The 11,148-nt window shown below is 41.8% G+C and carries 12 protein-coding genes; 3 read left to right on the top strand and 9 right to left on the bottom strand.

Annotated elements, in window-relative coordinates:
- Positions 1–178 precede the first annotated feature (178 nt).
- The gene (gene pssA, locus ACT3RN_RS11965; protein ID WP_225739041.1) at positions 179–1,081 is read right to left on the bottom strand and encodes a CDP-diacylglycerol--serine O-phosphatidyltransferase; all 903 of its coding nucleotides are present in this window, start codon (positions 1,079–1,081) and stop codon (positions 179–181) included.
- A gap of 10 nt (positions 1,082–1,091) precedes the next feature.
- Positions 1,092–1,967 (bottom strand): 23S rRNA (adenine(2030)-N(6))-methyltransferase RlmJ, encoded by an 876-nt coding sequence (locus tag ACT3RN_RS11970; RefSeq protein WP_192517968.1) that lies wholly within the window; start codon positions 1,965–1,967, stop codon positions 1,092–1,094.
- A 140-nt stretch (positions 1,968–2,107) separates the two neighbouring features.
- Between ACT3RN_RS11970 and ACT3RN_RS11975 the strand changes: the two genes are divergently transcribed.
- Positions 2,108–2,863, top strand: a complete 756-nt coding sequence (locus ACT3RN_RS11975) for a 2OG-Fe(II) oxygenase (RefSeq protein WP_192517969.1) — start codon at positions 2,108–2,110, stop codon at positions 2,861–2,863.
- 181 nt (positions 2,864–3,044) lie between these two features.
- A complete protein-coding gene (gene dapE, locus ACT3RN_RS11980) occupies positions 3,045–4,262 on the top strand; it encodes a succinyl-diaminopimelate desuccinylase (RefSeq protein ID WP_192517970.1) in 1,218 nt (405 codons plus the stop codon).
- 88 nt (positions 4,263–4,350) lie between these two features.
- Here dapE and ACT3RN_RS11985 read toward each other — a convergent pair whose 3' ends face one another.
- The 6 genes from ACT3RN_RS11985 to ACT3RN_RS12010 all read right to left on the bottom strand — a co-directional run bounded on the left by ACT3RN_RS11985 (position 4,351) and on the right by ACT3RN_RS12010 (position 8,995).
- Positions 4,351–4,854 carry a GyrI-like domain-containing protein gene (locus tag ACT3RN_RS11985; protein WP_192517971.1) on the bottom strand — a complete coding sequence of 168 codons (504 nt, stop codon included), beginning with the start codon at positions 4,852–4,854 and terminating at the stop codon, positions 4,351–4,353.
- A 76-nt stretch (positions 4,855–4,930) separates the two neighbouring features.
- A complete protein-coding gene (gene iscX, locus ACT3RN_RS11990; protein ID WP_010196865.1) occupies positions 4,931–5,140 on the bottom strand; it encodes a Fe-S cluster assembly protein IscX in 210 nt (69 codons plus the stop codon).
- Positions 5,141–5,272: 132 nt separating this feature from the next.
- Entirely contained in the window at positions 5,273–5,809 is a 537-nt protein-coding gene (locus tag ACT3RN_RS11995; RefSeq protein WP_192517972.1) for an acyl-CoA thioesterase, read from the bottom strand.
- A gap of 144 nt (positions 5,810–5,953) precedes the next feature.
- On the bottom strand, positions 5,954–7,354 hold the full coding sequence (locus tag ACT3RN_RS12000; protein ID WP_413038413.1) for an NAD(P)(+) transhydrogenase (Re/Si-specific) subunit beta: 1,401 nt from the start codon (positions 7,352–7,354) through the stop codon (positions 5,954–5,956).
- Entirely contained in the window at positions 7,351–7,698 is a 348-nt protein-coding gene (locus tag ACT3RN_RS12005) for a proton-translocating transhydrogenase family protein (RefSeq protein WP_225739043.1), read from the bottom strand. Before ACT3RN_RS12005 ends, ACT3RN_RS12000 begins: the two co-directional genes overlap by 4 nt.
- 130 nt (positions 7,699–7,828) lie before the next feature.
- Positions 7,829–8,995, bottom strand: a complete 1,167-nt coding sequence (locus ACT3RN_RS12010) for a Re/Si-specific NAD(P)(+) transhydrogenase subunit alpha (protein ID WP_192517974.1) — start codon at positions 8,993–8,995, stop codon at positions 7,829–7,831.
- Between the two features lie 509 nt (positions 8,996–9,504).
- On the opposite strand from ACT3RN_RS12010, the gene yaaA reads away from it, so the two are divergent.
- Positions 9,505–10,317, top strand: a complete 813-nt coding sequence (gene yaaA, locus ACT3RN_RS12015; RefSeq protein ID WP_192517975.1) for a peroxide stress protein YaaA — start codon at positions 9,505–9,507, stop codon at positions 10,315–10,317.
- A gap of 134 nt (positions 10,318–10,451) precedes the next feature.
- Here the strand turns inward: yaaA and ACT3RN_RS12020 are convergent, their stop codons facing one another.
- A complete protein-coding gene (locus ACT3RN_RS12020; RefSeq protein ID WP_192517976.1) occupies positions 10,452–10,964 on the bottom strand; it encodes a hypothetical protein in 513 nt (170 codons plus the stop codon).
- Positions 10,965–11,148: the final 184 nt, after the last annotated feature.

An 11,148-nucleotide genomic window follows, 5' to 3' on the forward strand; every position in this document is an offset into this window, starting at 1 on the left:
ATTATACGGAGTTTGAGATATAAAACAAGGGGGAATACTAAATAACCTTAATCTATTTATTGAAGGTAGCAACAAACTCATAAAAAAAGAGCCTACCTAACGGTAAGCCCTTTGATATACGATAATTTGATATACGACAATATACGATTTTTCAATATAGGTGTTATAGAAAGCAGTATTAGCCTTTTACTTTCGTTTTAACCGTCGTTACGATTCCTGACAAGGCGTAGATAATACCAATGGCTAGTATACCGACAGGAATATCATATAACACGATACTCATGATCAGCACACCAATGATCAGCACTACGAAAGGTACTTTCTTTTTGTCAAACTCTTTAAAGCTATAATATTTGACGTTACTCACCATTAGTAAACCACAAATCACTACCCAGCTCGCGAATAATAGCATGACCGCTGTATCGTACTGACCAATCCATTCATTATGATCGACAGCAACCATGACAGCAGAAGTAACTAAGATAGCAGCAAGTGGACTGGCCAAACCAACAAAGTACTTTTTATCAACTTCGCCAATCTGTACATTAAACCGTGCAAGACGAAAAGCACCGCAAGCCGTGAATACAAAAGCACAGCCGATACCGATACGCCCTAATGGCTCTAAAGCAAAGCTATAAATCAAAATGGCTGGTGCCACGCCGAACGCTAACATATCTGCTAAAGAATCATACTGCTCACCAAAAGGGCTTTGGGCGTTAAGCATACGCGCGACACGACCATCAGCACCGTCCAGAATAGCAGATAAGAAGATAGCTAAAGATGCTTTATAAAACTCACCTTGGGTACTGGCCAAAATTGAATAAAATCCTGACAGTAGTGATAAGGTTGTAATCAAATTAGGTGCTAAATAGACACCACGACTCACTATACGCTGACCTTCAGCAACTTCTGCCTCAATCACCTCAAACGTCAAACCATCATAACTGTCATTATTCGCTAGGCGGATATTGAGATCTTGTTCATCAATAAAAGGCGGCTGAGCTGCTGCACGATCTTGTGATACCTCTTCATTTGGCGTCGAGTTATTTGATTGTTCTTTGGGTGATTGCAGGTTAGTCATTTGAATATCCTTATTCGCCTACTAACCAGCGCACATTGGTCGCACTATCAGGTGTTAATTCTGGCGCATCCGCTACTTTGAGTGCAGGTTGTAAGAAACGCTGTATCTCACGTGCATGGTTATCAAACTGCCAAGGCGGGTTGATTACCAATAGACCCGTACCGTTGAGACCAACGGCAACGTCATTCGGATAAACATTCAATTCGCAAACCAACTGACGGCGCATCTCAGTACGTTTCAGCTTTTTGTAAAACAACTCAACGGCTTCAATGTTTTTGATAGGGAACCAAAGCGCATAAGTGCCTTGTGGCCATTTATTATAAGCAGCAACCAACAAGTCAATGAGGCGGGTAAAGTCTTTATGCTCTTGCTCATACGGTGGATCCAGAAAAATCAGACCGCGTTTTTCTTTTGGTGGAATAACTGCAGTAATACCTTCAAAGGCGTCACGATGATGAATACCAATTGGCAGTTTATACAGCTGATAATTCAGCGCATCATATTCGCTAGCTTTGGCCTCAAAGGCTTCGCCACGAACGCCTGCATCTGGATTTTGTTCAACATGATGAGCAATCCACCAAGGAGATCCCGGATAAACTTTATTGTCATAAGTAAATCGAGCTTGCTTGATACCTTCCATATACTGCTTGACGGCAGCAGGCGCTTTTTCGGTATCCGCATTTAGTAAAGCTTGAATACCACCTTTGGCTTCACCTGTCTTACGCGACTCCTCACTGCTTAGTGAATACAGTCCACGACCGCCATAAGCGTCAAGCACATAAAAAGGTTTGTTTTTTTGCCCTAATTGATTAAGTAATTGCACCAATAAAATGTGTTTGACCACATCAGCAAAGTTACCAGCGTGGTAGGCGTGTTTATAGTTCATAATCTCAAAAGTTTAAATAAGAAAAATTGCATCTATGGTAGCATAGGCAGAATAAAATATAATGTGGTTTTGGTAAGTACTTTCAATAAAAAGTATTGATTGCTGGTTGATTAATCGCTAATCGACAATAATGAGACGACATGACTAAAATTATTAGTAACCTTAATGTGACAGGGTTGATGGTCAAGCATCCAATAGGTGCTGACAATCCACCTTTGCTTGCGCCCTGTGTTCATGAGACAAAAGATAAATCATCCACTCAGCACACCTTGCAAATATCTGACTTTGCTGTTCGTTGGGAGGATAAACTGACGGATGAACAGCTCGATAAGTTTGTTAATGATGGTTGGCTCATCATTGATGATGTGTTTAGTCGTACTGCGTTATTAGCCTTGCAAGCAGAAAGTGGGTTTATTGAGTATCGTGATGCTGAGCTGACCGCGGGTGTGCGTCTCAGCGATATTCGCGGTGATAGAATCCGCTGGATTACCGAAAACTTCTTTGCAGGCTATTACTATCTACAAAGCATCAACGCTTTGGCCTCGCTATTCAATCGTAGCTTGTTCGCTGGTATTCGTCATAGTGAAGCGCATTATGCCTGCTATCCGGCAGGATTTGGCTATCAATGGCACAGTGACAACCCTACTGGACGTGACGAGCGCGTTATTTCAGCCGTGTTTTATCTCAACGATCAATGGTCATCTGATAATGGTGGCGCATTAGAAGTCGTCGACAAACATGGCGTTCATCACAATGTTTTGCCAGTTGCTAACCGACTGGTAATATTTGATAGCGACTTGCAGCATCAAGTACAAATCGCCCATAGGCAACGCTATTCTATTGCAACTTGGATGCGCCGCGATAGCTTAGTGCCCTTTGTTGAAGAACATCCGTAGATTATTATCTAGCTTGTGTATAAGCAATATATTCTAGGATTTGTTGAACTTTCAAATGTGGTGGTGCTATTTTAGCGACCAGCAGTCCTAATATTTGAATATTTAACAGACCCTACTCGTCTATCGAATTGTCTATCGAAAAAAGTATTAAAAATTAACTTGATAACCAAAAGGTTCGTTTATGTCTGACATTAATCACCAAACATCTCCTTCTCAACAAACAACGCATCAACAAGAAACATTAGATTTGAGCATCGAACTGCTTGAACGTCCTTCAGTGACGCCAGATGATGATGGTTGCCAAGATATCTTGTCAGAAAGATTAAAACAAGCAGGTTTTGACTGTGAGTTTATGTACTATGGCGATAGACAAGCAAAAGGTGAGCACGCTGAAGTCAAGAACTTGTGGGCACGCCGTGGCAGCACCGATCCTGTCATTTGTTTTGCGGGTCATACTGATGTCGTGCCAACTGGCGATGAAAGTAATTGGACATATCCGCCATTTACACCAACCATCGCTGACGGCTACTTATGGGCGCGCGGTGCCGCTGATATGAAAACAGGTATTGCCGCTTTTACTATCGCATCTGAACGTTTTGTGGCCAATCACCCTGAGCACAAAGGATCAATCGCCTTTTTAATCACTTCTGATGAAGAAGGTCCTTCTATCAATGGTACGGTCAAAGTAATCGAAACCTTAGAAGCGCGCCAAGAAAAAATCACCTATTGCTTGGTTGGTGAACCATCGAGTACCGATACGCTGGGCGATATTATCAAAAACGGTCGCCGTGGCTCATTGGGTGCTGAGCTTACCGTTACGGGTAAACAAGGTCATGTGGCCTACCCGCATCTGGCTTGCAATCCAATTCATGCAGCGATGTCAGCACTGGCTGAACTGACCTCTACTGCATGGGACAGTGGTAACGATTACTTCCCTGCGACGTCGCTGCAAATCTCTAATATCAATGGCGGCACTGGCGCAACCAACGTGATTCCTGAAGCCTTAAACGTTGTCTTTAATTTTCGTTTTTCGACAGAAACCACTGAAGATGAGCTAAAGGCAAAAACGCATGCTATTTTTGATAAGCACTTTGCCAATAGCAAAGCGAGCTACGATATTCATTGGAAATTATCTGGTCAGCCATTTTTGACTCCTGAAGGTAAGCTGGTTTCTGCCTGTCAAAAGGCGATTAAACAAGTAACCGATACTGATACGACGCTATCAACTTCTGGTGGCACATCAGATGGCCGCTTTATCGCACCAACAGGTGCACAAGTCGTTGAACTGGGTGTGCGTAATGCGACGATTCATCAGGTCGATGAAAAAATAGAAGTGGATGATTTGGGCAAACTGGCGCAGATTTATGAAGGTATTTTAGAAAATTTATTGCTAGATTAACAGCTCCTTATTATCATTGAAAAAGCGCCAAATCTGAATTAGATTTGGCGCTTTTTTATTACTTTAACCAACTCAATAAATACCAGATTTACTCAATACCAATATAGACATCGACTTGACCGTATTCTAGATTACCATCGATATAATGTTCAAAATCCACCTTAAAAGTGCGGGTATGCTCACAATCTGGTGCATTGAAATACTCCCAAGCACTTTCCCATGCATTCATCACAGTATTTGGCATGTGCCCTTCTTGAGAAAATACCAAGTACTTGCCTGCAGGAATCTCAACTGTTACTAGCTTACTAGCATTGGCCACACTGTCGCTGCCTGACTGAGCGTCTTGCTCGCTAGCGGTTTTCCAACTGGCCACAACGTCAAACGCTCCTGCTAGATCATCGCTTTCGTAGTTGTGATAGACACCATAAATATCTTCACCTTCAGGGAGCTGACCGACATGGTTTTGATAAAACTTTTGCCATAACCGACCTAACTTAGCCGTTTCATGGCTTATTTCAGCATTATTAGTGGTACGAACGCTGATACCGCTACAAGCTATTGCTTCTGGTAGCTCTTTAATTTGTGATGTCATGATGCGGCCTTTTCTATCTGTTTATTTAGTCTTCTATTTCTATTAATGCTAATACTGGTACTGAAAAGCCTAACGATCAATCTGCTTCATCAATCCAGTTCATTTGAATGGCTTCTAGGATGCCTTCATTTGATTTTTGCGGATCATCATCGAAGCCTTCTAGTTCAGTAACCCAGCGATGCAAGTCCGTAAAACGAATGTATTGCGGATCTGTTTCTGGGAATTTTTCATAAAGCTCAATAGCGATATCTAAGCTATCTGTCCATTTTAATTTTTGCGGGATCATAGTGGCTCCTCATTTTTAACCATTTTAATAAGATAGTCTTGATAAGATAGTTTTAACAATTTGATGGATACTATTTTATCAAAATTCAGCAAATGATTATAGCCAAGTTATTTATATGTCAGCTTATGATATCTACACTGGTTTGGCAGACTTTAAAGCAGATTGGTGTGTGTTCCATGTGGTAATCGTATCAGTCATATGCTCCCCTACCATATCCAATATTTCTGGCGTACATTTGCCTTTTTTGTCTGCAAAAATAAACTTGGTCATACCAATACTCATCAGCTGGTTTTTTACAAAGAAACGATGCTCAAAATATACGTACTTCTGATCCCATCCTGCGACTGTACTACTAAGTGTCACTTTATCCAAAAACTTGATTGGTTTTAGATAGACCATCTCCTGCATAGACATGATCCAATTCAATTTTTTAATGCCTTTTTGGTGACAGCGCGCCATGACCCAGCGTGTGATGTTTAGCTCAATGAATGATAAATAACGATAATTAGGCAGGTGATCACGAAACCCCATATCATGCGGTAATACTCGATAGTGACGGACAGTCGGTTCGATCAAGGTTTCTATACTAATGCCCTCACCCGTTGACTGCTGCTTGAGTTGTTGCTTTAGTAAACTGACCATAATAAAAAAACGTATTAACATATTCATAAGCAGCTCTCTTACCTTTTATTTTTTATACATAATGATAAAATATGAATGCTTCATACTTTAACGCAAAAAAGCCACCTGAGTGACTTTCTTTATTTAAAAACTTATCTGTAAATAATAATAGCTAAAAACATAGCTTAGAGATTAATGACCGCCGCCATTGATAGTACGTACCATCTCTTCGACCATTTTCTTGGCATCACCAAATATCATCATGGTTTTGTCCATGTAGAACAAGCTGTTATCAAGACCTGCATAACCAGTACTCATTGAGCGCTTGATGACCATGACCGTCTGGGCTTTACTGACTTCTAGAATCGGCATACCAAAGATTGGTGAGGTAGGATCATCTTTCGCAGATGGATTCACAACATCATTTGCACCAATAACCAAGACCACGTCTGTACTCGCGAAATCTGAGTTAATCTCGTCCATTTCTAAAATATCATCGTAAGGTACATCCGCTTCAGCCAACAGGACGTTCATGTGCCCTGGCATACGACCCGCAACTGGGTGAATGGCAAAACGAACATTAACACCTTCTTCTTTTAATAACTCATACAACTCTTTTACTGCATTCTGTGCGCGGCCTTGCGCCATTCCATAACCTGGTACGATAACCACGTTACTGGCATTAGACATGAGAAACCCTGCATCTTCTGCTGATCCTGCTTTGTAGTTCTTTGGCGCACCATCATCTCCGCCTGCAGCCACGGCTGACGTACCCATACCACCAAACAAGACATTGAGTAGCGAGCGGTTCATGGCTTTACACATGATATAAGACAAAATCGCACCTGATGAACCGACTAGCGAACCTGCGATAATCAGCATCGAGTTACCAAGGGTGAAACCAATACCTGCTGCTGCCCAACCTGAGAACGAGTTCAATAGTGATACCACTACTGGCATATCACCGCCACCGATTGGCGCAATCCACATCCAACCAAAGATAACCGCAATCACTGCCATCGCATAAAATGCTGGTAATGAATCAGTGACGAAATACACGCCGCCAAAACCAATCATCGCAATGAATAATAGCGCTTGGACAGGTTTTACCCAGCCGCCGACCAGTGTTTTCGCCCAGCTTTTTGCTGCCAATTTACCAAAGGCAAAGACTGAAGCTGAAAAAGTAATCGCACCGATGAAGCAACCAATAAATAGCTCAACACGGGCAACGGCACCATGCTGCTGCTCAGTGTGCAACACTGTCGCAAGTGCAATCGCAACCGCTGCCAAACCGACAAACGAATGCATCAAGGCAACCGTTTCTGGCATTTGAGTCATTGCGACTGTTTTCGCTTTCCACATGCCAACGACAGCACCCAAAATCATCGCTCCGATAATCAACCAAAGCACAGGGCCTTCTGCTAAAAAAAATGTGGTCACGACAGCAATCGCCATCGCTGCCATACCAAAACGATTACCACGGATAGCCGTCTTTGGACTAGATAAACCACGTAGAGTTAAAACAAAAAGGATAGCGCCGACCAGATAAAACCAATCCGCATTTGCCGCAATCATTGCTGAAAAATCATTCATGCGTCGCCTCCAGTTTCAGTCGTATTCGCTTCAAGAACGGGTGCTTTTTTTGGTTTCGGTTTAAACATGGCAAGCATACGCTCAGTCACGGCAAAACCACCGAAAATATTGATACTGGCAAGAAATACTGCAAAGGCACCCAGCAGACTGGTCGGTGTGAACATCGAGCCCTCAATCGTGACCGTTTGTAGCATCGCACCGACGATAACGATACTTGACAAAGCATTGGTTACTGCCATCAATGGCGTGTGCAATGCAGGCGTAACGCCCCAAACCACGTAGTATCCAACAAAAATAGCGAGCACAAATACAGTGAAAATCGCTACAAATGGTGTGCTACTCATGGCAGCACCAGCTGGCGCTGCCGCTAAAATAGTGGCAATCATTTAATCCTCCTAAAATTTATTCATATCTGGCAAATGTGTGGTGACAAAATGTATGGCAATAAGCTATAAAAACTTAGCTCGTCAAGCCTTAGCGTTTAGCGAGGCGTACTTGACTGTCATGTGTCACTGCCAGAGCTCCTTGAATCTCGTCTTCCATGTTTAGCGTAAGCGTCAATGCGCTTGCTGAATCACTACCGTTATCGTCTGTAGTGTCAGGTGTGATTAGCGTGGTGATAAAATTGACCAGGTTATTGGCATACAAATCTGAAGACTGTGCGGCGAGCATCGAGGGAATATTAGCCGCACCAACGATACGTACGCCGTTATCTGTAGTGATGGTTTCGTTGGGTACGCTGCCTTCGACGTTACCACCAGTACCAGCCGCCATATCGATCAGTACTGAACCGGCCTTCATTTTGGCAAGGGTTGCGCCGTGTACCAGGCGAGGGGCGTTACGACCAGGAATCTGCGCGGTGGTAATGACGATGTCAGCATTGCTGAGTGCTTTGTCTACGACAGCGGATTGTTCTTTGATGTATTGTTCAGATGGCGTCCACGCATAGCCACCGGTAGACTTGGCTGTCTCAGCCTCTTCTGCGCTCATCGGTACATCAAGCCATTTACCACCAAGTGACTCCACTTGTTCGCGTGCAGTCGGACGTAGATCACTGGCTTCTACCACTGCACCCAAACGCTTTGCCGTCGCAATCGCCTGCAAACCGGCAACACCAACGCCCAAGATAACGACCTTGGCTGGTTTGACTGTACCTGCTGAGGTCATAAACATCGGGAATGGACGTGAATACTCATTGGCGGCCAGCAACACGGCTTTATAACCAGCAAGGTTGGCCTGAGATGACAGTACATCCATATTCTGTGCGCGTGACAGAGTACGAGGCAATAATTCCATCGCAAATACAGTCGCGCCTTTGGCGGCATAAGTGTCAAGCTGAGTGTTGCGATATGGATCGAGCATGCCAATGACGATCTGACCAGACGACAAGCTTTGGGTGGCTTCAGCTGGTAAGTCATTGACGGTGGTAATAATCTTAGACTGGGTAATCACCTCGGTGCGACTACTGGCAATGTCGGCACCCGCAGCCTGATACAACGCATCAGCATAATATGCTGCCTGACCTGCACCTGACTGAATGACGACTTCAAATCCGAGTTTACGCAATTTTTTGACTGCGTCTGGGGTTATGGCTACACGTCTCTCGCTCGTGATATCTGCACTGATTACACCGATTTTCATACCGTCTCCTTACTTATGTCAAATGACTATATTTACGTCCCACAACTACCGTTGATATTAATACCCTCAGCACCTAAAACAGCACAGTGGACATAAACCTCTAGTCGTGATTAATCCATTAGAGCGACCAAAGAACTATCAATTTAATAAATGATATATAGTTTTTCATCATGCCTTTTTATTATAGAGATATCGTTCGTCAAGTTTCATCGTCTAATGATGACGCACAAGTAAAAGAAAAATTCAGTGATTTGTGTCATCTCTCAATCTTTATTGTTATATTGAGAATTTTTATTTTTCAGAAATACACAATATTTTGTACCATCTAGCCTATCGATATTCTTCGTAACCCTTTAAATTTATACATATTCTAAGCCTAATATAAAAAACCTAAAACAGTGATGAGTCAGTCAATTTCCTCCTCTAACTACCGTATAATAGAAACAATAAACATTTTGATACCTCCATTGTTAATTTGGATTATTGACTCACTATAATAAGGAGTAACCATGTACTTTGTACTTTCACCTGCCAAATCTTTGAACGAAACAGATGCCATACCAATCAATATGGGCAACTACTATAGTCAGCCTGAGCTGATTGAACACTCGCAAGCATTGATGAAAATACTAAAATCAAAAGAGCCAATTGATTTGCAAGAATTGATGGGAATCTCTGATGATTTAGCACAGCTCAATGCTGAGCGTAATCATCAGTGGAACTGGAGTAAGGATCAGCCATTCACCGTTGACGCAACTGCTAATGTAGCCAAACCTGCAGGTTACCTATTCGATGGTGACGTCTATACTGGACTCGATATGTATCACATGGACAAAGACACAGCTATCTATGTGAATGAACATTTGGGGATTTTGTCAGGGCTGTATGGTGTGATCAAACCGCTGGATCTGATTCAGCCGTATCGCCTAGAGATGGGTACCAAGCTAGCAAATGAGCGCGGTGCTAATTTATATGAGTTCTGGGGCGAGGAAGTGACTGGCGTTATCAATACACGAATGAATGATAACGATGATAAAGTACTGGTGAATCTGGCCTCAAACGAGTACTTTAAAGCGGTAAAGAAAAAAGCATTGGATGCTGAAATTATCACCCCACGATTTGAAGACAAAAAAAACGGCCAATATAAAGTGATTAGCTTTTATGCCAAAAAAGCACGTGGTCTAATGGTCAAGTATGCCGCTGATAATAAATTGACTCGTGCTGAGCAATTAAAGCAGTTTAATTTGTCGGGATATTATTATTGTGAAGACGCTTCTGATGACAAGACGTGGACGTTTAGACGAGATGCGGTGAATCAGTAGATTAGTATAAAACTTTTCAGACCTCCATGAAAAACCCCAGCGCGCTCATCTCACTAGGGTTTTTCTATATGGGTTCGAACTAGAGGTTTATTTATATAGATAATTTGGGCTTATGAAATAAGCTCTTTATTTAGCTATTTTTTTGAGCAAGTAAATATTACGCCCTCAGTATCATCTTTTAAGGTCATATTTGATTGTGACAAAGATATAATTGAGGAAGATGCACTTATATTTTTTGGGAACATATCAGTCATATTGAATAACTGATCCATGTATGGATGACTTATATTAGTCAACTTAATATCTTCTAATATTTCAACTAATTTTTTATTATCTATCTCCCACGTGCCTGTACCGAAATAATCGTATTCAAGCGTAATGTTTTCTTTAGGATAGTCGATAATCATCGTACCAAATGTATTACTTCGTTTATTAGTGAAATAAGAAGTACCTCCTTCCATAGTAACAGTTGCATCTTCAACTTCCATTTTGACAGAATCGCAATTCCAAGTACCTACTAACTTAGAGCTATACATCTGATCAATACTTGAAAGGTCGTTTACCTTATTACTTTTAGCCATACTGGAACTATATGGAACAAACAGGGTACTAAGTGAAACAAAAGCTGTGAATAATAATTTCTTCATTAGTTTTCCAAAAAATTGAATAAGAATACTACTTTATGTATAGTTTTTACTAATACTTTGTTTCTATATTATGACTGTTAATTTTAGGATTTTCAAACTAATAATAAACATTTATCTCTTAATCTTAACCCCCGATAAGCTAAGCCTATCGGGGGTTTGTTTTGCGATGCCCACTATAATATTG

It is taken from the genome of Psychrobacter sp. AOP5-GZ1-6 (assembly GCF_052376345.1).
Classification (GTDB): domain Bacteria; phylum Pseudomonadota; class Gammaproteobacteria; order Pseudomonadales; family Moraxellaceae; genus Psychrobacter.

Coding starts and splice junctions, on each gene's coding strand:
- pssA (WP_225739041.1), bottom strand. CDS start 1,081: ATGACTAACCTGCAATCACCCAAAGAACAATCAAATAACTCGACGCCA.
- ACT3RN_RS11970 (WP_192517968.1), bottom strand. CDS start 1,967: ATGAACTATAAACACGCCTACCACGCTGGTAACTTTGCTGATGTGGTC.
- ACT3RN_RS11975 (WP_192517969.1), top strand. CDS start 2,108: ATGACTAAAATTATTAGTAACCTTAATGTGACAGGGTTGATGGTCAAG.
- dapE (WP_192517970.1), top strand. CDS start 3,045: ATGTCTGACATTAATCACCAAACATCTCCTTCTCAACAAACAACGCAT.
- ACT3RN_RS11985 (WP_192517971.1), bottom strand. CDS start 4,854: ATGACATCACAAATTAAAGAGCTACCAGAAGCAATAGCTTGTAGCGGT.
- iscX (WP_010196865.1), bottom strand. CDS start 5,140: ATGATCCCGCAAAAATTAAAATGGACAGATAGCTTAGATATCGCTATT.
- ACT3RN_RS11995 (WP_192517972.1), bottom strand. CDS start 5,809: ATGAATATGTTAATACGTTTTTTTATTATGGTCAGTTTACTAAAGCAA.
- ACT3RN_RS12000 (WP_413038413.1), bottom strand. CDS start 7,354: ATGAATGATTTTTCAGCAATGATTGCGGCAAATGCGGATTGGTTTTAT.
- ACT3RN_RS12005 (WP_225739043.1), bottom strand. CDS start 7,698: ATGAGTAGCACACCATTTGTAGCGATTTTCACTGTATTTGTGCTCGCT.
- ACT3RN_RS12010 (WP_192517974.1), bottom strand. CDS start 8,995: ATGAAAATCGGTGTAATCAGTGCAGATATCACGAGCGAGAGACGTGTA.
- yaaA (WP_192517975.1), top strand. CDS start 9,505: ATGTACTTTGTACTTTCACCTGCCAAATCTTTGAACGAAACAGATGCC.
- ACT3RN_RS12020 (WP_192517976.1), bottom strand. CDS start 10,964: ATGAAGAAATTATTATTCACAGCTTTTGTTTCACTTAGTACCCTGTTT.